General features: G+C 66.4%; 28 protein-coding genes. 7 read left to right on the top strand and 21 right to left on the bottom strand.

Going from position 1 to position 25,931, the window contains the following annotated elements:
• Positions 1-314: 314 nt before the first annotated feature.
• Positions 315-884: a hypothetical protein gene (locus AC0NZN_RS17840; RefSeq protein ID WP_474593668.1), complete on the top strand. Its 570-nt coding sequence runs from the start codon at positions 315-317 to the stop codon at positions 882-884.
• A gap of 498 nt (positions 885-1,382) precedes the next feature.
• Here the strand turns inward: AC0NZN_RS17840 and AC0NZN_RS17835 are convergent, their stop codons facing one another.
• The 3 genes from AC0NZN_RS17835 to AC0NZN_RS17825 all read right to left on the bottom strand — a co-directional run bounded on the left by AC0NZN_RS17835 (position 1,383) and on the right by AC0NZN_RS17825 (position 3,970).
• Positions 1,383-1,937 carry a hypothetical protein gene (locus AC0NZN_RS17835; RefSeq protein WP_474593667.1) on the bottom strand — a complete coding sequence of 185 codons (555 nt, stop codon included), beginning with the start codon at positions 1,935-1,937 and terminating at the stop codon, positions 1,383-1,385.
• A gap of 19 nt (positions 1,938-1,956) precedes the next feature.
• On the bottom strand, positions 1,957-2,343 hold the full coding sequence (locus AC0NZN_RS17830) for a NucA/NucB deoxyribonuclease domain-containing protein (protein WP_474593666.1): 387 nt from the start codon (positions 2,341-2,343) through the stop codon (positions 1,957-1,959).
• 349 nt (positions 2,344-2,692) lie between these two features.
• On the bottom strand, positions 2,693-3,970 hold the full coding sequence (locus AC0NZN_RS17825; RefSeq protein WP_474593669.1) for a CCA tRNA nucleotidyltransferase: 1,278 nt from the start codon (positions 3,968-3,970) through the stop codon (positions 2,693-2,695).
• A 647-nt stretch (positions 3,971-4,617) separates the two neighbouring features.
• Between AC0NZN_RS17825 and AC0NZN_RS17820 the strand changes: the two genes are divergently transcribed.
• Positions 4,618-5,352, top strand: coding sequence for a DUF4328 domain-containing protein (locus AC0NZN_RS17820; protein WP_474593665.1), 735 nt, complete (start codon positions 4,618-4,620; stop codon positions 5,350-5,352).
• Between the two features lie 786 nt (positions 5,353-6,138).
• Here the strand turns inward: AC0NZN_RS17820 and AC0NZN_RS17815 are convergent.
• From AC0NZN_RS17815 to AC0NZN_RS17800, 4 genes are all read right to left on the bottom strand, one after another.
• A complete protein-coding gene (locus tag AC0NZN_RS17815) occupies positions 6,139-6,654 on the bottom strand; it encodes a hypothetical protein (RefSeq protein ID WP_474593664.1) in 516 nt (171 codons plus the stop codon).
• Between the two features lie 642 nt (positions 6,655-7,296).
• Complete coding sequence (locus AC0NZN_RS17810) at positions 7,297-7,674, bottom strand: hypothetical protein (RefSeq protein WP_474593663.1); 378 nt, start codon at positions 7,672-7,674, stop codon at positions 7,297-7,299.
• A 665-nt stretch (positions 7,675-8,339) separates the two neighbouring features.
• The gene (locus AC0NZN_RS17805) at positions 8,340-8,930 is read right to left on the bottom strand and encodes a hypothetical protein (RefSeq protein ID WP_474593662.1); all 591 of its coding nucleotides are present in this window, start codon (positions 8,928-8,930) and stop codon (positions 8,340-8,342) included.
• Between the two features lie 63 nt (positions 8,931-8,993).
• Positions 8,994-9,350, bottom strand: coding sequence for a hypothetical protein (locus AC0NZN_RS17800; RefSeq protein ID WP_474593661.1), 357 nt, complete (start codon positions 9,348-9,350; stop codon positions 8,994-8,996).
• 819 nt (positions 9,351-10,169) lie between these two features.
• Here AC0NZN_RS17800 and AC0NZN_RS17795 point away from each other — a divergent pair.
• Both AC0NZN_RS17795 and AC0NZN_RS17790 read left to right on the top strand, forming a co-directional pair.
• Complete coding sequence (locus AC0NZN_RS17795) at positions 10,170-10,685, top strand: hypothetical protein (protein WP_474593660.1); 516 nt, start codon at positions 10,170-10,172, stop codon at positions 10,683-10,685.
• Positions 10,686-10,784: 99 nt separating this feature from the next.
• Positions 10,785-11,183, top strand: coding sequence for a VOC family protein (locus AC0NZN_RS17790; RefSeq protein ID WP_474593659.1), 399 nt, complete (start codon positions 10,785-10,787; stop codon positions 11,181-11,183).
• 70 nt (positions 11,184-11,253) lie between these two features.
• On the opposite strand, the gene AC0NZN_RS17785 is transcribed toward AC0NZN_RS17790, so the two are convergent.
• The 12 genes from AC0NZN_RS17785 to AC0NZN_RS17730 all read right to left on the bottom strand — a co-directional run bounded on the left by AC0NZN_RS17785 (position 11,254) and on the right by AC0NZN_RS17730 (position 22,589).
• On the bottom strand, positions 11,254-11,589 hold the full coding sequence (locus tag AC0NZN_RS17785; RefSeq protein WP_474593658.1) for a hypothetical protein: 336 nt from the start codon (positions 11,587-11,589) through the stop codon (positions 11,254-11,256).
• 238 nt (positions 11,590-11,827) lie between these two features.
• Positions 11,828-12,280, bottom strand: a complete 453-nt coding sequence (locus AC0NZN_RS17780; RefSeq protein ID WP_474593657.1) for a single-stranded DNA-binding protein — start codon at positions 12,278-12,280, stop codon at positions 11,828-11,830.
• Positions 12,277-12,828 (bottom strand): hypothetical protein, encoded by a 552-nt coding sequence (locus AC0NZN_RS17775; RefSeq protein ID WP_474593656.1) that lies wholly within the window; start codon positions 12,826-12,828, stop codon positions 12,277-12,279. Before AC0NZN_RS17775 ends, AC0NZN_RS17780 begins: the two co-directional genes overlap by 4 nt.
• A complete protein-coding gene (locus AC0NZN_RS17770) occupies positions 12,825-13,220 on the bottom strand; it encodes a hypothetical protein (protein ID WP_474593655.1) in 396 nt (131 codons plus the stop codon). Before AC0NZN_RS17770 ends, AC0NZN_RS17775 begins: the two co-directional genes overlap by 4 nt.
• The gene (locus tag AC0NZN_RS17765) at positions 13,217-15,034 is read right to left on the bottom strand and encodes a type IV secretory system conjugative DNA transfer family protein (RefSeq protein WP_474593654.1); all 1,818 of its coding nucleotides are present in this window, start codon (positions 15,032-15,034) and stop codon (positions 13,217-13,219) included. The genes AC0NZN_RS17770 and AC0NZN_RS17765 overlap by 4 nt, the downstream gene beginning before the upstream one ends.
• Positions 15,035-15,049: 15 nt before the next feature.
• On the bottom strand, positions 15,050-16,339 hold the full coding sequence (locus tag AC0NZN_RS17760; protein ID WP_474593653.1) for a MinD/ParA family ATP-binding protein: 1,290 nt from the start codon (positions 16,337-16,339) through the stop codon (positions 15,050-15,052).
• 2 nt (positions 16,340-16,341) lie between these two features.
• Positions 16,342-17,940 (bottom strand): hypothetical protein, encoded by a 1,599-nt coding sequence (locus tag AC0NZN_RS17755; protein ID WP_474593652.1) that lies wholly within the window; start codon positions 17,938-17,940, stop codon positions 16,342-16,344.
• Positions 17,940-19,433, bottom strand: coding sequence for an SCO6880 family protein (locus AC0NZN_RS17750; RefSeq protein ID WP_474593651.1), 1,494 nt, complete (start codon positions 19,431-19,433; stop codon positions 17,940-17,942). Before AC0NZN_RS17750 ends, AC0NZN_RS17755 begins: the two co-directional genes overlap by 1 nt.
• Entirely contained in the window at positions 19,430-20,908 is a 1,479-nt protein-coding gene (locus tag AC0NZN_RS17745; RefSeq protein ID WP_474593650.1) for a hypothetical protein, read from the bottom strand. Before AC0NZN_RS17745 ends, AC0NZN_RS17750 begins: the two co-directional genes overlap by 4 nt.
• Positions 20,908-21,204: a hypothetical protein gene (locus tag AC0NZN_RS17740; RefSeq protein WP_474593649.1), complete on the bottom strand. Its 297-nt coding sequence runs from the start codon at positions 21,202-21,204 to the stop codon at positions 20,908-20,910. Before AC0NZN_RS17740 ends, AC0NZN_RS17745 begins: the two co-directional genes overlap by 1 nt.
• Positions 21,205-21,226: 22 nt before the next feature.
• Positions 21,227-21,847 (bottom strand): M23 family metallopeptidase, encoded by a 621-nt coding sequence (locus AC0NZN_RS17735; protein ID WP_474593648.1) that lies wholly within the window; start codon positions 21,845-21,847, stop codon positions 21,227-21,229.
• 1 nt (position 21,848) lies between these two features.
• Positions 21,849-22,589, bottom strand: a complete 741-nt coding sequence (locus AC0NZN_RS17730) for a hypothetical protein (RefSeq protein ID WP_474593647.1) — start codon at positions 22,587-22,589, stop codon at positions 21,849-21,851.
• 382 nt (positions 22,590-22,971) lie between these two features.
• Here AC0NZN_RS17730 and AC0NZN_RS17725 point away from each other — a divergent pair, with 382 nt between their 5' ends.
• The 3 genes from AC0NZN_RS17725 (at position 22,972) to AC0NZN_RS17715 (ending at position 24,034) form a co-directional block, all read left to right on the top strand.
• The gene (locus AC0NZN_RS17725; protein WP_474593646.1) at positions 22,972-23,295 is read left to right on the top strand and encodes a helix-turn-helix domain-containing protein; all 324 of its coding nucleotides are present in this window, start codon (positions 22,972-22,974) and stop codon (positions 23,293-23,295) included.
• An 83-nt stretch (positions 23,296-23,378) separates the two neighbouring features.
• The gene (locus tag AC0NZN_RS17720; RefSeq protein WP_474593645.1) at positions 23,379-23,837 is read left to right on the top strand and encodes a hypothetical protein; all 459 of its coding nucleotides are present in this window, start codon (positions 23,379-23,381) and stop codon (positions 23,835-23,837) included.
• Positions 23,834-24,034 (top strand): Mu transposase domain-containing protein, encoded by a 201-nt coding sequence (locus tag AC0NZN_RS17715; protein ID WP_474593644.1) that lies wholly within the window; start codon positions 23,834-23,836, stop codon positions 24,032-24,034. The genes AC0NZN_RS17720 and AC0NZN_RS17715 overlap by 4 nt, the downstream gene beginning before the upstream one ends.
• Before the next feature lie 191 nt (positions 24,035-24,225).
• Here AC0NZN_RS17715 and AC0NZN_RS17710 read toward each other — a convergent pair whose 3' ends face one another.
• Complete coding sequence (locus AC0NZN_RS17710; RefSeq protein WP_474593643.1) at positions 24,226-24,639, bottom strand: hypothetical protein; 414 nt, start codon at positions 24,637-24,639, stop codon at positions 24,226-24,228.
• Between the two features lie 186 nt (positions 24,640-24,825).
• The gene (locus AC0NZN_RS17705) at positions 24,826-25,608 is read right to left on the bottom strand and encodes an SCO4651 family lipoprotein (RefSeq protein ID WP_474593642.1); all 783 of its coding nucleotides are present in this window, start codon (positions 25,606-25,608) and stop codon (positions 24,826-24,828) included.
• Positions 25,609-25,931: the final 323 nt, after the last annotated feature.

The raw sequence follows: 25,931 nt of genomic DNA, 5'->3' as shown, positions 1-25,931 counted from the left end.
ACGCGGCCACGGACCCAGAACCTCCGGTCAACGCGATGTAAGCCTCGAGCGCACCGAGCGCGACCAAAATGACCGGCGGGATCAACCATTGGGACACCCACAGCGGAGCTCCCGCCGGGACAGACCACGCGGACCTGTCGCTGACTCATCTTCCACGTGTGCACACTAATGCGGCGCAATCCCCAGCCACCACCTCGCTGGCGTCAGAATGACTTGTCCCCGGGCGACATCAAGACAGCACGCGGGGTCAAGCGGACGGCACAGTCAGGGACCCTCCGCGCGCCCGTTCATTTGCGCCGTGTTACTTTCTGCCGGTGACTCAGAGCCCCACCTCGCCTCTGCCAAGTGCACCGAACGCCATCCGGGCGAGGCCGTCCCCGCAGCTGGTGCTTCTTGTCTGTCTGGTCGGCAGCCTCCTCGTCATCGCGTATGCGGTGCTCGCGCTGATCCAGATCCTGGTGCTCAATCCACAGGCGGCCGTTCCCGGGATGTCCCTTAATGAGATTTGGCAAGAAGTGTTCCGCGCGCAAGGAAACGCCGATCCGTTCGTTGTGGCAATTGTGCTGACGCTCGGTCCGCTCTTGGCGATCGGCCTCACGGTCTGCGCCCTGATATGGCTGCGGCACAGCGCATGGGTGGTCGTCGCGTGCTTTCTGGCACTGCTTGTCCTCGGAACGCCGGCGTACATCGTTGCAGGCTTCTCCCCAGGCATGAACCTCGCCGACACGTTCGGAATCGACGGAGCGGACTATTCACCGTGGGCGGAGCCGCTCTTCGTGACGAGCGCGATCGCACTGATTGGGCTGGCCCTGCTGGGAGTCGGTGCGATTCTCCGAGCGACCGCACACAGGGCACTGCGCTCCGCTCCTTCGGATCACCGATAGGAACTCATCCTGCCGCCAACGCGCGGTTCCATCGAGTCGGCCGCAATTCGACCGCTTCTGGATCGCACGGGCTGAGTCAGTGCGCAGTCGGGCGCCACGTCCGTTCGATGCACGCTGACGAACCCCATGAGCGCACTGCACTTACGGATTGCGACCGGTGAGTTGATGCTGCAGTCTGTGGAGTTGCTCGACCGGGAACGGGTGCATGGCCCACTTCTTCTCGTAACCGTCGAGCCCGTATTCGTCGAGCAGTCCCTGTGCCGGACGGACGTCCTCACCGCCGGCGTCGCGGCTGGCGCGCCATTCGGCCTGGCGCCACTAAGTCTGCGCGCGACGCGACGTCGGCATCAGGCAGGAAGCTGCTCGCCGTGCTTCGGCCGGGGCTCGGGCTCCCCCACACCAAGTTCCGAGGCCCCAAATGCTCTTTCGTCGCACCCACTCTCATGACGCCCTGAGCTCTCACCGGACACCCCTACTACGGCGAACTCAGGCTGGCGCCTAGCCGATGCGTCGCGGTGTGTCGACCCACACGGCACTGTCTGGCGGAAGGGGATCCAGTCTCGAGGGGATCAGTCGCGTCGAAGAGATCGAAGAGGTCACACGCTGTTCGCTGCCAGAGACGGGCCAGATCTGCAGCAGGTAGTGCTCACACGGCTCTCTGACGACCCCGTCGAATGCGAGCAGCCGGCCCGCCGCGGAGACGCGCAGTCGCACAAATGCGGACGTGCCCACGCCGACACTCGCACCTTCCGGTGTGAACTCCGTAGCCCCATGCACGGCCACGTCGTCGCCTGCGCTGTGCGCAGCCGTGAACTCGGCGACATCCTCCCACGCCTCGGAGTCGTCATCCTCTGAAGGCGCCGTCTCGAGAAACTCGAGATCGACGATGACGGGACCCATATTGATGCCGGTGCTGATGTGGAGGTTGGGCTCCATGACGATGAATATGAGTCCCGTTGCCATGAGGGGAGCAGGGGACACGTCGGGCGGCTGTGTCACACCGTCAAGGTCGATAAGCCCGTTCTCGGCGTGCACGATCGCTTTCGTCCGCATCCGCTGCTCCCCATCCCGTCTACTGGAACGCCACGTAGAACGCGTCACCATCGATGACGCGGGCCGGCGAGTAGAGCACCGAGTTGAGCACGCTCCCCGCCGACTGGTTTTCGGTCTCATTGATCATGCAGATGCTATAGCCGGCCGATCCCGTCGACTGCGTGCTCAGGCTGATCTGGCACCAGCTCTGGGTCCGGGGCCCGCCGCCGCTGAGCGCCGCACCCTCGTATGTAGATGAGAACGGGTACTCGTCGCATTGTTTCCCCGAGGGTCGCGGGTAACGACCCTGGACCAGTGGTGCACGCGGTGTCGCGGTTCGACTGCTGAAGGGTCGGATTGACGAGTCGGTGCTGCGGATTCGCGGCCGAGCCTCCACGGAGGCCCGAGGCCTGTGCGCCCATGACATGGGCACTGTACTCGGGGTAGGAAGACGTGGTAGATGATGCCCGGGGTGATAGCCGGAACGACGCAACCGACCGTCGCACGCCCCGGCACAGCGTTGTCGCAGCGCACAGCATCCTCCGTGGCCCATGCGTCGTGTACGGCGAGAAGGTCCGCCTCGGTCGGTCCGCCGTCGCGTAACTCCCTCAAGCAGCAAGAAGCGCGCGTGGTGCCCACTCGGTTGCCGCGGCCGCCTCGAGCTCACCGATCAGCTCGCGGTGGCACTCAGTCTCCATCCCGCCAATCTAGGACCGCACGCACGAAGCACGAGGTCGAGAGGATGGACGGACAACACAGAGCTGTCGGGTGCGCGGTCAGGGCTGGTGGTGCCGCACCCACGCGATGGCGCCGGCTTCGTCTGTGAACGCTCCGTCGTCTTGAGCTTGTAGTGCCTTGCGAAGCATGTTGGCGAACTGAGGGCCGGGGTTCATGCCGAGGGCGATCAGGTGTCGGCCTTTGAGGATTGGGGTGGCGCCGATCGGGTCGGCGGCCGCAATGGCCAGCCACGTCTCGGTGGGTGACACCTTTGCGCCGGTGCCCCGCCCCGCGCAGTCCGCGTCCACGACTCGAGCCCAGTCGGTCAGGGTCGCCGGCGCCAACCGGCGGGTCAGACGCCGCAGGGTGGGCCGCGACGGCGTCCCCTGCACCGACACGTGACTCATGTGCTCCGCGATGACCGGGACGACCCGGCGAACGATGGCCGATGGGGCGCCGATCCGCCGCAGGAACGTCCTCGCGGGTTCCACACCGGCTGCGGCGTGACCCAGCGAGGTGATGCGGCCAGTTGCCGGCTCGATCTGCGTGCGCGTGACCTTGCCGAGATCATGCGCCAGGGCGCCCAGAACCGCGACCTCACGATCCTCACCGCTGACCCCGGTCCGGACGCAACTGTCTGCGGCGGCCTGTGCGGAGAGCATCAAATGAGTGAAGACGTTGCCTTCCGGGTGCCACGCCGGATCCTGCGGAACGGTGAGCGTGGCTTCCAGTTCGGGCACCAGGGCGATCGCCCCGGTAGCCGTAAGCGCGGTCGCTGCCGCCTCCCAGTGACTCCCCGCGCGGAGCAGCTTCGACCATTCCACCCAGATGCGCTCCACAGCGACGATCTCCGGACGGTCCCGGATCTGCCGCGAGACCCGTCGGCACGCCGCGGCGGTGTCCTCCTCGACCCGGAATCCGAAGCGTCCTGCGAACTGCACGACACGCCATACCCGCAACGGGTCGTCTCCGAATGCGCTGCTTGTCGCGCGCAACACTCCGGCGTTGAGATCGGCCAGTCCGCCGAATGGGTCGATAACCTCCCCTGACGCCGGGTCCCATCCCATCGCGTTGATCGTCAGGTCACGTTGCGAGAAGGCTTCGTGGATGCCCGTCCGCTCGTCCGCCGTCGTGCGGAGGCGCCGCGGGAGCGCAACCTCGAACTCCTCGCCCTCCACTCGCGCGGCCAGGATTCCGAATGACCTCCCCCGTTCGGCAACGGCACCGATCTTCGCGATCTCGCGGACAAGTGACACGGTGTCGACACCGCCGTGCACCTCGATGTCGATGTCCTTCGGAGCCACGCCAAGCAGCGTGTCGCGGACGGCACCGCCCACGATCAACGGGCGGCCGCCTGCCCGGCCGATCGCATCCAGAAGCAGGCTCGCGGCCCTACTCATCGCGATCACGTCGGTCTCCGTCCCGAACGCCTCATGGGTCAATTTGGCGGGTCCCCGACCGTGCCCGCAGCAACTGCGAGACCCCGGACCCGGCCCGGCTCGAACGGGCAGCCACCCTCACCAACTGCGGGCAGGACACGCCCTTACCGGGTAGACGCGCCTTGGGCGGGCTCAACAAAGGAGAGTCAGCCTAGCCAGACCGCCCGCCCAAAGCAACACCGATCGCAGACCCCACCGAGAACCGCTCCGCACAGTCCATCACCCTTCGAACAGCCACCCAGCGCCGCTCAAACGCTCACTTAGCGACCCGTCTGTGCACGCGCGGTAGGGAGCGGCAGGTCGGCCCGCACGCGGATCTGACGCAGTTCATCGGGGATGGTGTCACTCATCCAGCATGCCGAGCGAAAGGAGCGCAACGGAGTGGCACCCAGGCCCACTCGATGGTGAGTTCATGGCGTGATGTGAGCCCCGCGTGCGGTGAGGTCCGACACCTCACCCATTGAATGGATAAAACCGTTCCTCCATGACCGCGCGCCTGCTAACGTTCGGGCAGCATTCAGCTCCCGCCGATCACTGAGGACCCCATGAGTGAGCCCGTTCCCCCCTCCGCACCCCACGCCCCGCACGATGTTCCCCTGTTCTCTCCGCAGCCGCCGCAGACGGAACTGAACGCTTCGGTCGCGGTGCAGCGGGACGAAGCCCAGGTGGCCCCCGGCGTTGGCCCGGTCCGTGCGCTTCGCGGGATCGGCGCCGCCACCCGCTGGCTGATCGCGGTGCACGCGGGGCTGGCGCTAGCGACCATCGCCCTCCACGTGTTTGGCATCCTCGCGATCAACGCGTTCGAAGCCGGGTACGTGGGGATCGATGCGCTGGAAAGCTACGACGCGCTCTTCTCGCGGATCAGCATCGTGTCCCTGATCGCACTCGCGGTGTCGGGAACCTGCTGGTTGGTGTGGCAGTACCGCGCGGCGGCGTCCGTTCCGAGCGGCGCCCTGCGCCGTTCACCCGGCTGGCATGTCGGCTCGTGGTTCATCCCCTTCGTCAGCCTCTGGTTCCCATTCCAGAACATCTCCGACATCGCCGCCGGGTCCCGGGCAGCGCTCAGCGCGCGCATCCGCGGAGCCTGGTGGGCGCTGTGGATCGCGGCCTCCTTTGCCTCGACGATCTCGGCCAGCGTCGAGCGGTCCGCCGACACCCTTCCCGCCCTTAGCGCCGGTTTGACAATCTCGATCATCAGCAAGGTCTGCCTGATCGGAGCCGCGGCCCTCGCGTGGATCATCGTCGCCCGAATCACCCACGCCATCGACCCAAAGAGCTGACACCGCCGCCGGCGCCAGACCCATCCGCCGACGATCCCGCCCGCCGGAGGACCGCTGTCTGAAACCGGTCGGGATAAGTAGCAGCTGCGGAGGGCGCAGCGCCCAAGCATCGATTGACGTGTGCGCGCCTCACCAGGCGGCGCCGACGCTGTCTTCGAGCGCGGGTATCCCGATCGACCGCAGGGTTGCCGCATTCGTGCAGGAGGCGGAGGCCACGATGTCGACGAACGAGTTCTTACCCGTCTGGAACTCACGGGCCCAGTCGACGGCCGGCGCAGCTCGGACTGGGTCAGGGGCTTTCGTTTGACGCGGTAGCAATGCTGCCTGGCGACCCCGAGGACGCGGCAGCAGCGGTCGATCGGGATCCCGGCGTCGGCGAGTCGGTCGATCACCGGGAAGAGCATTTTGGGCGGGCACGCTCCTCGTCGAGGATGTTCACCGCTTGTCGGACGATCAGCAACTCCATCTCGAGCTCTCGAATGCGGCGCCTCGCTGCGCGCAGCTCCGTCGATTCCAACGACAGGACACCGGGACGGCGGCCGTTGTCGATATCGTCCTAGCGGATCCAGTTCGAGAGAATGACGGGATGGATGCCGAGTGCGACGGCGGTCTGCCTTGCCTGCTTGCCGGCACGGACGAGCGCTACAGCGCAAGCACGAAACTCCGGCGGTTAGGGACGGGGCATGAGGATGACCCTTCCGGATCAGGCCACCAGTTAGCCACCGAAACTGGAACCCTTTCCGTGGGCCAGGCCAGAACTGTCACCGATCCGTGCAGCAGTCCCTCTCATTGTGAATGAGGCTTCGCCGGTGTATACATCCGAATAATGCGGCCTGAAGTGCAAAGTCGGAGCCCGACGGATGACCAGTCGAACTTACCGAAATTTCCTTTTGCGGCGAGATAGCCAGCTTCTTTACCCCGGATGCTCAGAACAATAAGACCATCTTGGTCCACGCGCCAGCTGCCGCTGCCTGTGTAGACCTCGGCGTTCGGTCGGATGCATGGAACCTCTTGCTCCTCCCCCGCAACGACCTGCTGTATCTTGCCGGCTGGAAACTCATCAAACTCAGCGACGCCTGTTGCTTTAAGCGTGATACCGAGTCGAGACCAGTCTTGGGTGGGAAATTCCGGAATCGGTGTAAACACCCCTCCAGGAGGAACAGGGTCATCATATGTATATCTGCTCGGCAGGTCAATTTGCGGGGTGAAATCCGTTGACGCTTGATTCGCACAGCCGGTCAATCCCCCGATGAGGATTACCGTGGCTAGCGCCAAGCTCGCGCCGACGATCCCCGCCCTCATTGCTGCGTACTGTCGGGCAGATTCTGACGCAGGAAGTCGGCGTACTGCAACGCTTCGCAGCTGGACTCCGTCGTCCGTCGATGTCGCCTCGACGACGCCCCACCAACGTCGGCAGAAGCGTGCGGGCCTTGTCCGCGTGATTACGGGCGACGACGAGCGTGGCGTAGTCGAGCACCTGCGAATAGACCCCACCTGCCGAGGAAGCCTGAGGAGCGTGTCGCGGGCGCTCTTGATCTCGAACCTGGCAAACGACCCGTTGAGCACAGCGGTGTCCACCCGCACCAGGCCGGCAGGGTCTAACTCGTCAATGATCCGCGTGCTGGATAGCTCGGCTCGGTGCTCCTGTATCAGCCACTGGTGAAGCGACGCGCGGACGTCGATGTTTCGCATACTTCTCCTCCTTTACTTACGGATTGCAGCAACTACCCGACGCGGACACCCTGCGGCAAAGACAAGAGTCGGACACGTAGGCGCGCGCATGAGGAGCTTGAGGAACTTCCGTGGATGTTGCGCACTCATGATCATCCACGGACGAGCGAGTTGGACAAAGCAAGATCCTCTACGAACGTGCGCGCCGCGCCAGCTGGAGCTAGCGACGCCACTTCGGTAGGATCAGGCAAACCCGTCGACGGTAGCAATGTGCTACTTCCTCATGTTGCTAAAGTCAGTATTAAATCCCACATCCTCGCTACCATCGCAGAACCGGACCAGCATTCCCGTCCAGTCGACGTCCCCTGTTTGCGATATATTCGAAAGGAATTCGGTCTGTTTTCCATTGACGAGAGTTATCCGAATATGGCCGTATTCATCGGCCGTCCATCGACCTTTTCCTGAGTACGGCTTCGGGTCCACGCCGGTGAGACAAAGCAGGCCATCTTGAATCTTTGCTATTCCCTGGGGAATCTCTTCGACAGACGCGTCGCCGTTTGAGCTCAATCTCACTGAGGTGTTGTGCCCCTTCCACGTACTGGGCAGGCGGATCTGCGCGTCCACGGGTCCCGTCCCGACGTATTCATACACTCGGGGTGCGCATCCTGACACAGCGGCGGCAACAAGGAGCGCCGCTGCGGCCGTGAGTACTCGTCGACGCCCCCTCATCGTGTTGCGAGCCCATCCGGGTGATCGACGATGAATCTGTAGAACACAGGAACAAGTCCGCTCAACGCTGCAACGACGCTTCGTATACCCATGTCACACCGATCTGACCGCCGCGCGGTCGCCCATCACAGGTCCGCGGGTCCGCGGCGAAGCCAAGCTATACCGGATCAAGCATTTAAGCAAAGCAATGGATTTTTCCAGATTCGTCAGCTCGGCGGCGTAGTTCAGACCGAACGGGGAACTGATCGCGTCGCCCATTCGGGCGACATGGAGCGATTCATAAGTGCGAAATTCGGACGGTTTGGCACTCCCTGGACGTCTCGTCGCAGGGAGCGCAATCGGACGCGGCAGCCGGAGGGCGTCTCGCAGCCCAACGTTGGCTCGTTGGGGCTGAAACCGCGGACTCGCGCTCGATTGGAACCCGATCGGCTGGGGTGTCGCCGCCGTCCTCGGCGTGGCGCTCCTCGCCGTCGCCGCCGTCGACTCGGCCATTGGCTGCCGAAACAGAAGAAGACAACGAAGGAGTCAGGCGCGGCGAAGGCGAACGACATCCCCAGCGGGGGACTGTCTGATTAACCGGGTCGGATTTATCGATCGTGCGGTTCTTGATTAGGTTCACGCGCTGCGAGGATACGATCGAGCGCCCGAGACGTTGGTTCGCCTCGGACGATCAGCTCGATCGGACTCGCGAGCGTTGCCGACTCACCGGTGAAGGTGATGCGGAGCGTGGCGGCCTCCTTGCCGATGACCGGCTTTACCTCGCCGGTATCGACATCTGTGATTTCCGACCACGGCAGATCGCCCAGCGTCACCACCTCGGCGCGGGCACCGCGCCACAGTCTCAAACCATCGCCACGGGCGGCGACGAGGACCACGAATCCGCGCGGGCCGGCACCCTGGAGAACGGCGGGATCCTTCACGAACGCGGGCATGAAGACCCCGTTCCACTCCGCGCGGACGATCGCGGCATCCGGGCACTGCTGCTCAGCGAACTGGAGCTGACGCTTCTGCCGTCGGGCAACGACGGGCAGGGCGATCGCTATCGGGAGTACAGCGCCGAACACCAGGGCGCCGAGGATCAGCGCCGCGGGCAACGAGTACACCAGCAGGGCCCCGATCACGCCCGCGAGCAGGATCAGGAAGAAGATCCCACGGATGATCAACGAGGTAAGCAGCACGCCCCGCGCCTCCGGTGTCCCCGACACGGATCACGCGTCCTTTCTGTCGTCCTGCTGAGTGCGTCAGCCGGCGAGACGCGTCAAGAGCAGCTCGCCGGCGAAGCCAATCACGCTGACCTGCCACAGAATGACGACAATCGCGATGAGAGAGAAGAACGCGATCGTGGATGCGGACGCCCGACGAATGATCCCATGAAGGAGCAGCGCGACCACGGACACGATGGCGATCGTCGCACCCGCAACAGTCGCGAACGCCATCCGCACGTAGTCCGCATCGGTCGGTGTCGACCAGTTGTTAGTGGCAAAGGCCAGAGCAACCGGGATCACAACGACACCAAGAAGCAGGATGCCTGCGGCAGAGAAACCGCCGCGTAGCCCAGGCTGCCGATGGCTATCGGTTTTCGACGCAGCGATGCTCATGCCGCGAGCGTAGCGAGCCGACCCGGTCAGTGCGCCAATCGGGGCGGCCACAGCAGCAAATCCGCCCGCAAAGGGACCGGTTTGCGTTCAACGATCCATCACTTGTCGACCCGCCCCTTTGCGCTGCCGCTCTTCGCTGATTGGTGTTAGTCCAGCGAACGCCCTAATCTTCAACCCCGGATCGGCGGGGCGACGGCGGGCGCGCCGATGAACTGCGCCGCGGACGTACGCCGCAGAGGAAAGGGATTTGGGTATGCCTGTGTGCTTCGACGACGTCCGCGACCGATTGAGGGTCGCGGCCGTTGCATGATCCGCAGATTCATGTTTGAAGGCGTCTCGTGAGGTCCGATGAGGGGCAGGATGGAATCAGATTCCGGCCGCTCGGCGTGACCATTCGCGATGGATGGTCAGCGCTCTCCGTCAGTTGGCCGTTCCCTCGTGATATTCGGGTCTACACGGATCGCATTCAGTTGTCGCAGTTCGGGATGGTCCGGTGGGTTGATCGAGACTCCATCACCGAGCTGCGGAGGCTTCCGGGCGCGATCAAGATCGAGTGGTGGGAGGACGGTCGCCCGTCATCAGCCACAATCGTCGACTTGTTTCGAACGCATCGCATCATCGAGGCGTTCAGAACTATCGGATACCAGCTATGACTTGACGGTCGCCCTGTAGACGATCCCGAGTGACGCATTCGGCTGGCAAGGCGCTCCGCCGGCTCGCAGCGCGAAAATCTCGCACGATGGTGGACCGGCATAGGAGATCCGAGGACCGAAGCGGACGCTGGTGGCTGTGGCGTGTGTGGCCTCATAGGATCACGTCATGAGTGAGAGCCCACGAGAGTACCGTGAAGCGGATGACGGGCAACGTGCTCCGCAACCCGGGGTGTCCGTCGGCTGGTTGAGCGTGACCCAGTTCTTCCTCGGCGGTCTCGTGCTGTTTGTGGTGTCCGTCGCCTTCATCTACAGCTATTTCCTCGAGTACGACGGCATCTTCACGATTTTTGGATTGCTCGTCGGCGCGATCCTCGGCTTGGCGGTCGCGGTCGTATCGATGGTCGCCGCGTTCTTGATCGGTCTGCCGCTTCGACTTGTCCCCACGCTGCGATCTCGCTGGCTTGCGAACGGTGAGATCACGCTCGCAGGTGCCGCGCTTGGGCTCGCGGTGTGCTTCATCGTCATCTCCACTGCACCCATGGTCCCAGTCGCCGACGAGTTTGGCACTCCCATGGTGCGCGATGCGAACAATATGGCGCTGCTTGCCGGGTGGTCGCTCTTCGCGTTCTCGGTCGCGCATCTCCTGTGGCCAAGGCGGTGGAGGCGGCGCCTCGCACACTAAGGGATCGCGAGCGTATGCACTGGGATCAGCACGCGTGGTGCGTTGAGCGGGCAATGCCCGGTTACGGATCGAGTACGCGCAGTGCCCGATGATGTCTAGGTGAGCGAGAGCGGATTGATCCATCACTGCGAGCTGCGTGTTGACGACCTCGACGCGGCCGCCGAGGAGTGGGGTTGGCTACTCGGGCAGCTGGGCTGCGAACCGTTTCAGCGGTGGGCTGATGGTCGCAGTTGGAGGCTTGGGTCGAGTTATGTCGTGATTGAGCGCGCGCCACGGCCCGGTGCCCACGACCGTCGAGAACCCGGACTCAGTCACCTTGCGTTCCACGCAAGAAGTCGGCAGCATGTCGAGACCCTGTGGAAGTCTGGCCCCAGTCACGGGTGGGCGCAGCTGTACGCCGATCGGCACCCCTTTGCCGGCGGATCCGACCATTACGCGGCGTTCCTCGAGAACGGCGAACGATTCAAAGTTGAACTCGTCGCTCCACCCGGCACGTAGCGGGATGGACTCCGAGCGGGCGCGATCGAGGGGCGATGGCCCCCGCGGCGCGCGCTGCGTGTTGGGTTGATCATGCCCAGGCGTCTTCGCGCTGTTTCAGGTGGGTACACGCGCCCTGCCAGATCCAGCACCGGAGGATGTCGCCGTCGATGTCGACCTGGACACCGACGGCATCTTCCGTCCACCGCAGGACGCGCACCGTGCACTGCACATCGGTGTCTCCGAACCGCAACCAAGCCAGTGCCCACATCACCGGACGTTCCGGGGCGATCGAGATGACCTGACTGTGCAGCCGGAGCTGCTCGGTCGTGAGGGTCTGCAGGTCCCCTCTGGCGCGCGCGTCGCGCAACCGACGTTGCTCGGCACGCTGCGCCCCGAGGTCCGGGTATCGCTTGTTCGTGCCCACAACGAGAGGATAGATCATGCGTTCTAATTTGAGATACTCAAGTCTCCATGAAGTTAGATCATCAGTCTCAACGAGCTGGTTGTTTCGGCCGTCACTGCTGTCCGCGTGCCGCGTGGGGGGGCGTCTACACGCGGCTACCCACCGTCGCACCGCCAGTTCCGGTCGGCTGCGGGATGAAGCTAGGACATGGAGAGCGGGCGGGAGTACGCTGACTCCCGCCCGCTGCTGGTGGTTCAGGTCAGCGCGCGATCCCGGTGCCGGCGTACGAGGCCGGTGCCGCTACCGGCCCCGTGGCGGAGTTGTCCGCGGCGGGGCCGCTAGCTTTTGGGGCACGGTCGACGGTCACGTCCGCGAACTTCAGTGACGCGCCGACGTTGTCCGCGACGACGTCCCGGGTCTCGCGGGTCTGCCCCGACTCCTTGTCGATGTAGGTCCCGAATCGGAGGTCGCCGGCGACCAGGACGGCGTCCCCTTTGCGGAGCGAGTCGGCGACGTGTCGGGATTGCTGGTTGAACACGACGACCCGGTGGAACACGGTGCCGGCGTCTTCCCACGTGCCGGTGGTCTCGTTGAGCCTTCGGTCGTTGACGGCGACGGTGAACCGGGCGTATTCATTGCCCGATTCGCTGGCGCCGTATTCGGGGTCACTGGTGAGGTTGCCCTCGATGGTGACCGGGATTCTGGTGGTCATCCTTCTTCCTTCCGGTTGGGAGACACCGGTGGTGTCTCGTGGGCGTGGGCCCGGCTGGTCCACGCGTCCCATTCCTGCTCGTCGGTGACGTGCACCCAGGAGCGAGGTTTGAGGGGGTCGTGCCCGCGAGAGCATCCGCCGGAGTACGCGCGGTTGATGCGGGGCAGGGCGAGGGAGAGGCGTTCGTGCCAGCCGATGGGGCCAAGCCCGGTGTCGGTGCGGTCGAACGCGGCGATGTGCGCGGTGTGCAGGGCGGAGAGTTCTTCGACGAGCTGCCCGTGTTTCCACCAGCAGGGTGGGACGACGGACTCGGAGATCCGGTACCGGATGGTGAACCATTCCACCCACGCCCGCAGCTCCGCCCATGCTTTGGGAGCGTCGGTGTCGGGGAGGGTGCGCCAGTTGATGACCTGCCCGCCGATCGGGGCGGATGAGCCCGCCCGCGGGGGCTCTTGTGGCGGCGGCGGGGGTGGGGTGCGCGGCTTCATGCGCGCCATGCTGTCGGCCATGATCGCGTCCGGGTCGGGATGCTCCTCGTACTCGGTCACGGGCCGATCCCCTCCGTCAGCGGCAGCGCTTCTTGGAGCCGGGTGAGGGCGATGGCGGTGGCGTCGCGGCGAGTGCGGTGGCGGGAGAGCACGACGTCGCGGTCGATGAGCCGGTGCAGCAGGTCGTGGCAGTACGGGTGCAGAGCGATCAGGTCCTGATGATGCTCGAGGGCGCACCACCGCCCCTCGCGGGTGATCACCCCGGCATAGTCGAGGTGGTGCAACTCGAGGGTCGTGGTGTCACCCGGCGCCCCGCACGCCGCGCACACCACCTGGCCCTGCGCGGTGGTCTGGTCGGTGAACCAACGGGCGCGGCGCGCATACCAGGCCGGCGAGTGCAGGAACTCGGACCGGTACATGTTCATCAGCACCGGCCGCCGGCGGTTACTCATTCCCCGACCACCCCTCCACGATCAGGAACGGACGCAGCCCCGGAGGGTCGGGTGGCGGTGCCGAACACAGTCCGCTGCTCTTGTTCGGTCTGGCGTTTCCCGGTCTGGATGGTGGACGCGTCGCGGCGTTCGTCCCACCCGGCAAGGTCCAGCAGCACGCTGCGCCGGTTCCGGTAGGCGAGCAGGCCGACGCTGGGCGGGAGGCGGCGGATCTCGTCGACCGACATCAGTGGGCGGCGTTCGTGGTGCTCGCTGGTCGAGTAGCCGGCGTCCCGGGTGGACCAGGACCGTTGCTCCTTGCGGGTTTCGCGGGTGCCGAGGAGGGATTCGATGTCGCGCAGGTGGTCGACATGGCTGGCCCCGCCGAGGAGGACTTTCGCGGTCGCGGCGGCCCAGATGGTGTCCGCTTCCGCGCGGGACCAGGAGGTTTCGGCTTGGGAGAGGGCTTGCAGGACGATGAAGGTGCAGATCCCGCGGCCGCCGCCGTCGGCCATGATCCGGGGAAGGTTGCCCCACCGGAACATGTTCGCGATCTCGTCCAGGATCAGCCCGAGCGGGTGCGCCAGGCGGGAGCCGGGGGAGGCGAGCGCGGTGGTGCGGGCGACTTCGACGATGTCGTCCAACACCGCTCCCAGCCAGCCGCCCATCGCGGATGCCCCGGACGATGACCCGATCAGGTACAGGGTGTTCGCCGCGTCGAGGAACTCGCGCGGGTGCAGAAGGGGGTCGCCGGGCCGGGGCATGAGGGCGTCACGGATCTGGGGGACGGCGAGCGGGGCGACTGCCCCTTGCACCCCGAACCAGATGGAGGAGACGAGTTTCTCGTCCGCGGTGATGGTGGCGTCCAGGCTGTCCCCCCACCCGGGGGTGCCGTCGGTCTTCAGGATGTCGACCGCGTCCCGGGTCTGCGCCGGGCTGGTCCCCCAGTCGTAGAGCTCCGCGATCGTCTTGCCGCCGACGGCGGCCGCGTGCAGCAGCCGGGCGAGGACCACCCCGGATGCTTGCGCCCATTCCCCGTTCGTGGCTGAGGCGCCCAGGGCGGTGCCGGTGATGATGGCGGTGCCGCGTTGCATCGCGACAAGGGGGTCTTCGCATCCGGCGATCGGGGAGAACCGCAGCGGGTGCCGGATCCCGGACAGGCTCTGCGGGTCGAACACGTGCACGGCCCCGCGGCTGGCACGCATCCGCATGGTGGCGGTCAGGTTGTCGTTGGTGGTGGAGGTGGTGATCAGGGGGCCTGACCAGTCGACGATCGCGGAGATCAGCACCCGGTATCCCTTTCCGGACCGGGGCGGGCCTTCCAGGGCGACGGAGTCCTCGATGGACACGTACACGTCCTGCCCCCGCGACCGCCCCACCCGCCACCCGACATCGGTCGCGCGGGGATTCTTGCGGTCGGGGCGCAGTTGCCGGGCGCGGCGTAGCACCGCGCGGGCGGCAAGGTGGTCGCGGATCTCTGAGGACGTGGCGAACCCGGGGCGGGTGCGCAGGTCGGCGATGAACGCCCGGTCCGATTCCCGGTACCGGCGCACCGCCCCCCACACCCACCAGACGATCGCGATGAGGAGGAGGGCGGCGGCGAGGTCGGTGATCCGGATCCCGACCACGGGCATCACGCATCCGTCGGGGAGAGAGTATCCGGTGGTGGTGCCGGTGAGGGCGACCTGCAGGCCGGCGAACAGGTGGTGCGCGACGGGCCGGGCCCCGCAGGCCAGGTGGGTGATCGCGTCGGTTGTGACCGCGTAGACGAGGGCGAGCAGGACCCCGGCGGTGAACAGCACCGCGACCGCCTTCTCGAGAATCCCCTGCCCCATGATCCGGATCCGTCCTCAGAGGATCTCTGCGGCTGCCGCGGCGGCGGCGAGCCACGCGTCGCGGGTGCGCGGGCGGAGGGTGTCGAACCGGAGCGGCCCGGCCTTCAACGCGGGGTCGAACGGGATGATCTGCACGGCCCGGACGTGGCCGTCGAACGCGTCCGCGACCCGGCGGGCATCCGACGCGGCCGCATGTTCGGGTTGGGTGACGATGACGACCGCTTGGTCGGCCAGCAGCGCGGATCGCTCGTCCCGGTGGCGGAGGGCGTCCAGGAGGAGGGCGGCGGATTCGGCGGATTCGGGGTTGGGGAGGGTGGGGAGGACGAGCTGGTAGGAGGAGTCGATCATCCGCAGCCACCGGTCGGCGGATTCGTCGTTGCCGGAGTCGAAGATCACCATCCGGTAGTAGCGGGCGGCGACCTGCATGAGCAGGTCGAACTCGGCGATCGCGATGCGCTGATCCGTGGCGAGCAGCTCCGGGTTGGAGCGGAGCACGTCGTACCGGTCGGTGGCCTGGTGGTGCACGAACCGGGTGATGTCCGAGACCCCCGCTCCTCGCTCGAGCAGGCCGGGCGCGGCGGGCAGGAGGTCGCGGAGGGTGGTGTCGTACAGGCCAGCCTCGGTGCGCCAGCCGAGGGTGCCGCGGGTGTCGTTGTTGTCCCAGGCGAGCACGTTCCCGCCGCCCGCGCGGGCGTACACGGCGGCGAGCATCGCGCAGGTCATCGTCTTGCCGACCCCGCCCTTCCCGTTCACCACCGCCAGGGTGCGGTTCCCGGCCCACTGCCGGGACACCACCGCGGTCCATTCGGCGCGGCGCCGCTCGGCCGCCGTCGGCCCGATCGTGATCCCGATCCGGGTCAGCGTGCCGCGCCAGCCGCCGGGCGTGGGCGCCCCATCGGCGGGGCGCGTCAGGAAGGTGGGGCGAGGGGGTCCTGCGGCCGGGTCGCACGTGGTGGGGTCGTCGGCGGGTTGCGGGGCGTGCTCCTGCTCTCCCCGTGTCGCTGACTCCGTGGTGTCCGCCTCGACGAGTTCCGGTGTCCGAGCGTCGGTGGGGTGGATGGGGGTGAGAGATCCGGCGGGGTGGATGAGCAGGTGGTGCTGCCCGCGGTCGCCGGAGGTGACCAGCTCGACCGGTGAGCCGCTTCGGCGGGCTTCTTCGGCGGCGCGGCGGACGACGGCGCGGCGGATGTCTTCGCCCTGGTCGGCGGTGACCGGTTCGGTGCGCCCGTCGGGAGCGATGAAGCTGGCGCCTGCCCCGCTGACGGTGGCATAGGCGCGGGGGTGGTGCGGGGTGGTGAGGGTCATGATCACAGCTCCTCGGTCAGGTTGCGTGTCTCACTTGGAAGCCAGCCGTCGAGCCCGGTGTCGGGCTCGGGCCAGAACAGGTCCAACGCGTCGGGGTCGACGGCGGGAACGGGGGTGGGGTCGTGGTCGGTGGGGGTGACGGCGTCGTCGGTGGCGAACAGGTCGTACTCCCAGGGCGTGCTGGTGGCGAAGCAGTCGACGAGGTAGGAGTACTGGCCGACGTACGCGAGGAACTCGCCTTTGCGCAGGTGCCGGGCCATTTCGACGTGCGGGGCGGGGAGGTTCAGCCGGGCCCGGAGGGCGGCTTGTTCTTGGTGGTTGACCCGGAAGATGAACTTGTTCTCGATGTCCCCGACGATCGAATACGCCAGGGAGCGTTCCATCGAGTCGGCGTCGCCGACCGCGTCCAGGTCGCCCATCTTGTGCAGGATGACGATGTTGCTGATCCCGTAGTGCCGGGACAGTTTCAGCCACTGCTGAAACATCTGCAGCGACGCCAGGGAGGTCATGTCCCGCCAGCCTTCTTCCCGGACCACGTACCGGGTGCGGCGGGCGGCCCGGTCGCTGATCACGGCCTGGATCCACGCGGTGGAGCACACCTGGGTGAGCTGCGCGGCGAGATCCCCGCGGGCGAACAGTTCGGAGGTGTCGGTGACGACGATGGGAGCGTCCTGATCGAAGTCGACCGTGGAGGCGTCTTCGAACAGGCCGGACAGGTCGCCTTCCACGAACCGGCGCAGCACGAACCGGGGCTGAATTGCCCCGTCCGCGGCGCGGAACGCGGCATCCGCGTCCCCGGCCAGGTGTTCGAGCTCCTCATACACGCCGCGCAGGGTGGGCTGGTCGCCGGTGCGGGTGATGCACCGGTCGAGGGCGTCGAGGATCGCGGCGTGCTCGACCGCGGTGAGCTTGCTGCTGAGGGTCATCTCGATCAGGGCGATCAGGGTGCCGATGCGGCGCTGTTTGACCATCTGCTCGTGCTGCTCATCCGTCGCCCCGGTCCGCCGCGGGCCGCGGTCCAAGGGATTCAGCCGGGTGCCGGTGCCCCCGCCGAGGCGGATCACCCGCCCGCCGGGGATCGCGTCGGCGACGGTCACCCATTCGCCTTTCGGGTCGGAGGGGACCACGACCTGGTGCCCGAACGCGATCGACCGGGTGACCAGGGTCTTCACGGTCGCGGATTTCCCGCCTCGGTAGGCGCCGAGCACGAGGATGTTGGTGGAGAACGTGCCCCGCTCGGTCGCGTCGGTGTACGCCTCCCAGGGGGAGAAGTGCCACAGCGCGTCCGCGTTCAAATCGACGCCGAGGACGGGGCCGCGGTGCCCGAGCCCGGAGTCGGCGACGAACGGGTAGATCCCCGCGATGTGCTGCGACGTCGCCTGATGCGCCGGGAGAGAAGCCTTCGACAGGTTCCAGTACCCGCCCGCCACCAGGCCCGGCCCGAACGGCCCCGGCACGACCGGCTCCGGCAACCCCCGGTCCTTCCGGGTGCCGCGGGGCGGGCGTTCCTCCCGCTGCGCGGCCGCGATCTCCCGGTCGAGCTCACGGCGTTCCCGTCGAGTGAGGCCGGCGGGGGTGAAGGTGGCGGCGTGCCGGGTCATCACTTCATCCCCAACCCGACCGGGATCGCGTTCACCAGCAACGCCTCAGCCTGCTGGCAGTACAGGATCTGCGCCTCCATCCCCGCCCGCGACAGGGCGTTCCGCATCCCGGCGATCGCCTGATCCAACTGCTGCTCATCCGGGCCGGTGACGGTCAGATAGGCGCCGTACTGGAACTCGCCGTGCCCGTTCGCGATCTCCTGCTCCTGCTGCTCCAACGCCCGCCAGTCCGCGGCATCCGCCGCGGACCCGTCCGCACCGCGCTTGGCGCGGAGGGTCTCGTTGCCGCGCCACACCTTCTTCTCATCTCGGATCCGCTTCAAGGCTTTGGTGACGGGGACGGGGGTGAGGACGATGGAGAGGATGTGGGTGATCGCTTCGCCGGTGTTCGGGTGCCGGGCGAACACGACCGGGGCGAGGAACCCGACGGGGGAGTCGGAGCGGGGCCATTCGTGGATCCACAGGGTGGTGTGCACCCCGGAGTCGGTGACAACGATCCCGTTACGACCCTTCGGCTCATCCAGGAACATCGGCCCAATCGCCACCGGATCCACCCCCGCCAACTCCTCCGGCCGGTTCTGCACGGTCGCGGCGAACTCCGGGTCGAACGCCAACCTTCCCAGGGCCGCGATGTCGCGCGGGGACAGCCAGGCGCGGACCTGGATCTTCGCCGCCGTGAGGGCGTCGGCCAGGTTGCCCGCCTCGATGCGGGCGAGCTGGATGATGCCGTCCTTCCCGCCACCGAGCGCCTTCAACTGAGAGGCGAGGGCCACGAGGTCCACAGTGAAGGTGAGGTAGTTGCGGTGCGCGACTTCGAACCGTTCGGACCGGTCCATCACGTCCTGATAGTTCCGGGCGACCGGGGAGTCCGGGTTCAGGTCGTTCACCCGGCGGACGGTCTCGTAGTGTTCCCGGGCGGCGCGGATCGTCGTGGGCAGGGTGCGTTCCTGCAGCGTGACCCGCTTCACCCCGGGCCGTTGGGTGAACGGGCCGAGGACCCGGTCGAACTGCTCGGCCAAGTCGAACCGCTCCGGCAGGTCGTGCATCAGGAAGCCCTGCACCTCCAGCTCCGCGGTCACCGACACGGTCCGGTCGTGCGGGTTGTATACGGCGGCGATCCCGTTCACATCCCACAACTGGATCGATGCCCGCGTGCCCGGCAGGTTGAGCGTGCCGGAAAGCTTCGGCTGCTCCGGCCGGTACGTATGCGTCGTCGCGCCCAGGGCGTGGCGGACCTGCTTCATCAGCCACAGGCCACCCATCCGCGGGGTCGACATCCCGTGGATGGTGGTCAGCGCGGTGATCCCGAACGCCAGATACACCGGTGCCCCATACAACAGTCCGAGCGGCCCGAACCGGTTGATGAACGCAAGCAAGGTCAGGGCGGCGAGGGTGAGGAAGGTGAGCTGCCACCCGTCCAGGCCCATCACGATGCCCTGCCGGGACCGGCGCGGCAGCCGCACCGGCCGCGCATACTCCGGAGTCGTGGTCATGATGATCTCCCTTCACTCGGCGGTGGTGCGGTCGGTGGCGTCGACGGCCGCGAAGCGGTCGACTGCCTCGAGCTCCCGACCGGCCGCGACGTCGCAGCTGCAGCTGGGCCACTCGGCGCCGTCGTCGCGCCTCGTGAGCCGGTGCTGCTCGCGGCGCGGGTGGTGGCGGGGCGCTGCGCTCCCGCCGTCGCGGCACTGCCTCCCGAACTGGCGCCCGCGGCGGCGACACCGCCGGAGGAGACGCCGGCGGGCAGGCCGGCCATCCGGGTCGGGATCCGGACCGCGGTGCGGGCGGCGCTGGTGGTCATCCGCGCACCGTGGGAGCCGAGCCGGGAGCCGAGGCTGTCCGCGGCGACGGCGCCGGCGAAGCTGAACAGCCCGAAGATTGCGAACGGGGCGAACGCGACCAGCACCAGCCCGACCAGCAGCGGCCAGGACTGCGGGTCCCAGATCGTCTTCACGCGGGCCAGCCCGTTGATGATCAAGGTGAGAAACCCGATCGTCAACGGCCCCGTCAACAGCAGCACCACGACCGCGGACACGTACCGGACCACCCACTGCGGGCCGATCCGCCGCACCGGGAAGACCATCCACGCGATTGGTCCCACCATGATCAGCGCAGCCAGGGCGATGTTGCGGAACGCGAACACCAGCATCAGCAGCAGCATCCCGACCATCAACAGCCCGTCGATGAGGAACGCGAAGAAGTAGTTCGCCTGCCCGCCCGCCCACATCACCGACTGCAGGGTCGAGAACAGGGTCAGCGGGCCGTGCCGGTTCATCAGGTACCAGGTCATCTGATCGACTGTGTTCAGCAAGTGCCCGGTCACCCAGAGGGTCAGGGGGACGGCGGCGACGGCGATGAAGGAGCGCACCATAGCCGAGACGAGCTCGCCACGATCTCCGGAGATCACGGCGGCGGCGATAGCCCACACCATCGCGCCGAACGTGATGATCAGGATCGCCCACTGCCAGAACGACCACTCACCCACCGCCGCCGACCACAGCAGGGTGCTCGTGTCGAACCGCATGTTCTGCGCGACCAGGAACATCATCCCCGTCGCCGCCAACGCCAGCCCGCGACCCGCGTTCTCGAACGACAGACACACCGCATCGCCCAGACTGCACCCGTACCTCACCAGCAGCGCTCGCCCTCCGGCCGCCTGAATGGCCTGAACATGCCCTTGGTAGGTGGTGCAGATCGTCGCGCGCTCGCCCTGATAGAGAACGCCGACGAAGCATTGCTGCGCGGTCACATTGTTGGGGTCTGTTGGCGTGCAGGTGATCTGTCCGCTGGCCGCGTGGCAGTTGACGGGGAACGTGGGCGCAGACCAGGACTCGCCGGTAATCGCATCGGCGGCGACCGCCACCGACGTCACGTCCGTGGCTGTCGCGGCTTGGGCCGGTGGCCCCGCGAGGAGGACCAGACCGATCCCCACGGCAATGCCCAGCTGAGCGGCGCGCAGGGTATTCATCAGAATCCGAAGTTGAAGTTGACAAACCAGGCGAAGATCCCGGACGCGGCGCCGAGGATGGCGGCGGCGAAGAAGATGCGCAGGATGTTCTCGCCTGCCCAGCTGCGGGCGCGGTCCGGGGCGAGGCCGTGGAACGCGAGCGCGCCGCCCGCGACGATCAGCATGGCGAGCACGGCGAGCATGGCGCCGGCGAGGACGTAGGAGACGATCACCTGGAACCCGTGGAAGAACGGGGCGGAGAAGTCTGGCTGAATGTTCGGGATGGAGATCTCGCTGGGGACGAGGCGGCTGAACATGTGCTGCTCCTTATCGGTGGATCTACTTCAGGGGCAGGTCGAGGCCTGCCATGAAGGGCTGCGGATCTACCGCAGTTCCGGACTTGCGGACTTCGAAATGCAGGTGGCAACCGAACGACTTGCCGGTGTTGCCTTCCGCGCCCAACGCGGTCCCGGCCGTGACGGTTTGACCGAGGATCACGCGCAGCGAGCCCCATTGCATGTGGCCGTAGAGGGTGATGAGGCCGCCGCCGTGGTCGATGAGGACCGCGTTCCCGTACCCCTGGTACGCGCCCGCGGCGATCACCCGCCCGGGGCCTGCGGCGTAGACGGTTGCCCCGCACGCCTGGGACAGGTCGTAGCCCTCGTGGTTCACGGAGCAGTAGGAGCATCCCTCAACGGGGTTGTAGCCGAACCCGCGGCCCTTCGAGTAGCCGCCGCGCAGCGGGTACCCCCACGCGCCGTTCGCGGTTGGAGCGACGTCGGCGCCTATCGCCATGACCGTGCCGGCGTTCACGGTGCTGCCGGCCGCGGCGAACGGGATCGCGATCAGCGGTGTAAGCGCCACGACGACGATGAGCACAATCACCGCGGCGGCTGTGGCCAGGATCTTGCGGCCGGTCCTCGTGTTGAGGACGATGGTCGCGATCACCTGGGCTCCCATCTCAGGGCTCCATCGGCTCCGTGAAGTACCGGACCACCTTGCAGTCGCCCGCACGCTGCGCCGTGTCCGGTGTCGGCACCGACCCCGACCCGCACAGGACCTGCACGCTCACCCGCACGTGCTCGTCATACGACGTCGTCCCACCATTGCCATCCGATCGGGTAAAAGTGAGCGTCACATTGGCCGTGCCAATCTTCATCTGCCCGGAGACGTCCTTAGGGACCGGCACGAAGGTGACAGTGCTCGCCGTCTTTGCGATGACTCGACCACGCTCGCTGGCGAGCGAGTCCCACTCGGACTGGGGGAGCACCACGCCTTCGCGCATCTCGGTGCGCGAGTCGGTCATCGCCGCAAGTTGGTCGGCCGTCGACGCAAACCGGGTGTCAGGAGTGAACCACTTGTCGAGATAGTCGAGCCAGTGCTCTCGTGAGCTCTTCTGTGTGTCGAAGGTGGTTGCTGCCTCGAGGGCGGCACGGATATACGTCTCGGGGCTGGTCGTGATCGGCTCGCCTCTCCATCCGCGGGGACCCGCGGTCGGATCCACGAAGGTCTCGGAGGGGTCGGATCCGCGCGGGGACGGGTGCGCGGTCGCGCCAGGGGCGGGAGTGGTGGGGACGCCGGTGGGCGACGGCTGAGACAGCACGGCGCCGATAATGATCGCGACGATGCCAGCGAGGAGGACCGCTCCGCCGAGGATCGCCCACAAGATTCCACGCTGCCCGGAATTCTGTGTCGCCATCATGTCCCGCTTCCCTGATCTGTCAGGACGGTGACCGGGAGCAGACGAGGTCGCATGCTGGTCAGTTGCCGTGGCGGCATCCTACGCACGGTGGATGAACATTGAAAAGGATAGCCACCAGATTGTGGATAACAGTCCGATGAGAGATCCCTGTGGAGAGAACCGTGCCAGCGGTCCTGCCGAACCGCAGAACTTAGCCCACAATTCTGCGCTCTGTCTGTAGGCAATTCGGAGGACAAATTCGCCACGCGAGCCGGGATACCCACATTCTCGCGCTCCGTCTGCCCCGCCATGCCCACACTGTATAGCAGTGTTCTTCTCGAGTAAACAGCTAAAGCGTGTTGTCTTCTATGTCTGGATGGACACGATGGGCCACAATGAGGTCATGCCTCGACTCGCGCAGCCGGCGGGCTCCGAAGATGCCCAAGACCCCGTCGCGATGCTCGGCAACCTCGTCAAGGCCAGCATCCTCCGCTACCTCCGCAGGAACCCGGACGTCACCATCGGCCCGGTCTGCGATGCTCTCGAACTCGGGCCGACCACCATCCAGCCGCGACTGAACGAACTCGAGACGGCGGGCCTCGTGATCTCCGACCCGCCGATGGAGCAGGGGCAATCACGCCGCGGCATGTGGATCCGATACCGCGTCAACGAGGAAGCCGTCACCGACCTCTACCTCCGTCTCGGGATGGCGATCGGCGAATTCTGAGCCGACTCGCGCAGAGGCAGCAACGCCGATGTCTGAGGTGCGCGGTATCCCTGGCGCTAGACGTCGATCGAGAGGTGATCCGCATGACTGCAGCAATGATCACGATGACGTTGCTCGGGCTATTGATAACCACCGCGGCCGTCGGCGCCGGTGCGCGGAGCCGCGCATGGTCGCCTCCTCGAACAATCCGCGTCGGTCACTTGCTGGTCGAGGTACATGACGCGCACATCGTTGACGATCGTGTTGTCGACGCTGTCTGGCGCGCCGCCATCTCGACGACGAACCGCAGCCGGTTCCCGCGCCCGGTGCCCATTTTCGCGGAGCGCGCGACTGTGTCCGCAGCGCATCGCGTCTACCTCGCCGAGGTATACCTCGACGAGGAGTGCGTCGAGATCAATCCCGGCGCGGTAGCCCTGGCGTGGGTAGAGTTCGCGCTTCCCGCGGGCACGCAACCAGGGAGCGTGACCTTGGTTCATCTGCGGGAAGCGTACCGGCCCGCGTCCCGCCGATTCCGTGGACTCACGCCGACCTGGCGGCGATGACAGCGCTTCCTCCGCATCCGCCCGAGTCGGGCCTGCAGACGCGGGTCCGACTCGGGCGGGACCACTACGTCAGCGTCGACGGGAACGACTACTCTGTCGACCCCCGGATGACCGGCCGGCTCGTCGCTCACCCCGTCGACCTGCGCTTGGCGCAACCATCGGCGCAACGACTCGGCACCGAAACCGAGCCTCACTGAGACGGCTTCGCACGCGCTCGTCAGGTTCGGGTACTCATCGAGATGATCGAGCGCGAGACGAACCGCTCGCTGCTTCGTCTCCTTCGGAATCCTCTTTGGCATGAGCAACATCTTCCTTCCAGACTCGAAAGGAAACGGCATCAGACCCGGGGACGGTTCACCGTTGACCTTATGCCGGCCGAATGGGTGGCTTAGTTGTTGGGCGGTGTAGCCGAGGTGCGATCGTGGTTGGACTGTGAGATTGGAAACACCAGTCCGTCTTGCTTGTGTGGCGTGTCGACGGCAATGTAGCCGAGCAGCTTTCCATCGACAGTTCTCACACGCCATGAGGTCATGTCGTTCCCTGTCGCCCCGCACGCGGCTTGGTCACTGTAAGAGTCGCCCGGCTGAAGGCGCATCGGAAGGTTATATGCCAGGCAATACGCGCCGGCACAGTCGTCGATGATGACGGCTTCCGGTGTGTCGTTGAGCAGGGTCACTTCGCTGTAGTTGTCGGGATCCGTCGGGTCCACGGAGCCGCATCCGGTCGCCTGCTCGTATATCTGAGCCGCGACGAGCAATCCGACGGGCACTCCGATGACGAATAACGGCACTCCGATGCGCACTCCCAGGAGGACCCTCTGCCAGCGTGTTCGGGGAGCATCGCGCCACCACACCCAGTCGACGGGCGGCGCAGGCCAGGACGGGTCAGGCTGCCACCCTAGAGGCGGCACCCATCCCCTCGGCGGGGGTGGCCATCCTGGCGGCGCCTGCCACTCAGCTCTGCTCATGGATGGCCACCCGAAGCGCGCTCAGGAACCGTCGGGCGAGATGATCTGGTCCGCCGTCGGTGCAGCGATACGCCCGACCTTGCCCCAATCGCTCAAGAGCACGGTCATGCGTATGTCCTGACCTTGGATCGGAGTGTCAGTGACGATCTTGACGGGAAGACGCTGCCTGTCGATCCAGTAGTCGTAGGTGATCGGGTGATCGACCAGCGTGCCCATCTGCTTGCCCAGCGCCCCGGTGAGCTTGGACGGGTCGACGGTGACGGTGTAGTGGCTCGTGGATGTGCCAGAGAGCGTGACGTCGCCGACGTAGTGGATCGCAGTCACGGCGCTGCGCAGCTCCGCTGCCTGCGAGGCTGGGTCCATGGCGCTCATGGAGTCGGCCATCGCGGAGAGCGGATTCGAACTGTCGGAGAGATCGACGTGCACGTACTTTCCCGCGGTCTGGGGGGTGCCGATGTACATCTGACCTCCGACGAGCCGGAGCGAGATCTTCGTGCCGCTCGCCTCCGTCGTCATGTCCATGGCGGGTTTGCCGTCGCCGTTGTCGAGCACGAGCGCGGCATCGATCGACATCGCGGGGACGGTGTCAGTGGCGGCGGTGGTGATCGCCATCCGGGCCGACAGGCCCGTCTTCATCGCTGTGCGGATGGTGTCCATGAACTCGGCTGCTTTGTAGTTGTGTTTCACAGCCGCGGGCTGGGTCGCCTGCGTGGCGGGGGGCGTGTGCACTCCGCCGCATGCCGTGAGCCCAGCGATGATCACAGCCGCGCCGATTGCGCATGCCGCTCTTCTGAAAAGTCGCATGATGATCCGTTTCGAGGTGTCTGCGTGTGACCTGGACGCGATCATGTGATCACTCAGGCTGCCGGCCCCCCGATGCGGAATGGGTCCGACACCCCTAAGAGACCCGGCGCGGGCCGGTTTATTACGCGCAGTTGGAAAAAGCGTGCGGCCGGCGTCGCTGTGTGATTCTGACGTCGCGCGCTGTTCCTGACGACGTGGAGACCTGTAGATCTCCGACCGTGAGTGGAGGCGCCGCGGAGTTCGGCCCGCGCCGCGCTGGCCGGGTCAGGTGCGGCTTTCGTGGTGGAGGGGTTTGAGGTGGGGTGGGGCGTCGGTTGCGGGCA

This window comes from Microbacterium sp. sgz311019 (genome assembly GCF_056135325.1).
The sequence above is the reverse complement of the archived record's forward strand: the minus strand, read 5'-3'. Positions and strand labels throughout refer to the sequence as shown.

Coding starts and splice junctions, on each gene's coding strand:
- AC0NZN_RS17835 (WP_474593667.1), bottom strand. CDS start 1,937: ATGCGGACGAAAGCGATCGTGCACGCCGAGAACGGGCTTATCGACCTT.
- AC0NZN_RS17830 (WP_474593666.1), bottom strand. CDS start 2,343: ATGTCATGGGCGCACAGGCCTCGGGCCTCCGTGGAGGCTCGGCCGCGA.
- AC0NZN_RS17820 (WP_474593665.1), top strand. CDS start 4,618: ATGAGTGAGCCCGTTCCCCCCTCCGCACCCCACGCCCCGCACGATGTT.
- AC0NZN_RS17815 (WP_474593664.1), bottom strand. CDS start 6,654: ATGAGGGCGGGGATCGTCGGCGCGAGCTTGGCGCTAGCCACGGTAATC.
- AC0NZN_RS17800 (WP_474593661.1), bottom strand. CDS start 9,350: ATGAGCATCGCTGCGTCGAAAACCGATAGCCATCGGCAGCCTGGGCTA.
- AC0NZN_RS17795 (WP_474593660.1), top strand. CDS start 10,170: ATGAGTGAGAGCCCACGAGAGTACCGTGAAGCGGATGACGGGCAACGT.
- AC0NZN_RS17780 (WP_474593657.1), bottom strand. CDS start 12,280: ATGACCACCAGAATCCCGGTCACCATCGAGGGCAACCTCACCAGTGAC.
- AC0NZN_RS17770 (WP_474593655.1), bottom strand. CDS start 13,220: ATGAGTAACCGCCGGCGGCCGGTGCTGATGAACATGTACCGGTCCGAG.
- AC0NZN_RS17765 (WP_474593654.1), bottom strand. CDS start 15,034: ATGGGGCAGGGGATTCTCGAGAAGGCGGTCGCGGTGCTGTTCACCGCC.
- AC0NZN_RS17760 (WP_474593653.1), bottom strand. CDS start 16,339: ATGACCCTCACCACCCCGCACCACCCCCGCGCCTATGCCACCGTCAGC.
- AC0NZN_RS17755 (WP_474593652.1), bottom strand. CDS start 17,940: ATGACCCGGCACGCCGCCACCTTCACCCCCGCCGGCCTCACTCGACGG.
- AC0NZN_RS17750 (WP_474593651.1), bottom strand. CDS start 19,433: ATGACCACGACTCCGGAGTATGCGCGGCCGGTGCGGCTGCCGCGCCGG.
- AC0NZN_RS17745 (WP_474593650.1), bottom strand. CDS start 20,908: ATGAATACCCTGCGCGCCGCTCAGCTGGGCATTGCCGTGGGGATCGGT.
- AC0NZN_RS17740 (WP_474593649.1), bottom strand. CDS start 21,204: ATGTTCAGCCGCCTCGTCCCCAGCGAGATCTCCATCCCGAACATTCAG.
- AC0NZN_RS17735 (WP_474593648.1), bottom strand. CDS start 21,847: ATGGGAGCCCAGGTGATCGCGACCATCGTCCTCAACACGAGGACCGGC.
- AC0NZN_RS17730 (WP_474593647.1), bottom strand. CDS start 22,589: ATGATGGCGACACAGAATTCCGGGCAGCGTGGAATCTTGTGGGCGATC.
- AC0NZN_RS17725 (WP_474593646.1), top strand. CDS start 22,972: ATGCCTCGACTCGCGCAGCCGGCGGGCTCCGAAGATGCCCAAGACCCC.
- AC0NZN_RS17720 (WP_474593645.1), top strand. CDS start 23,379: ATGACTGCAGCAATGATCACGATGACGTTGCTCGGGCTATTGATAACC.
- AC0NZN_RS17715 (WP_474593644.1), top strand. CDS start 23,834: ATGACAGCGCTTCCTCCGCATCCGCCCGAGTCGGGCCTGCAGACGCGG.
- AC0NZN_RS17705 (WP_474593642.1), bottom strand. CDS start 25,608: ATGCGACTTTTCAGAAGAGCGGCATGCGCAATCGGCGCGGCTGTGATC.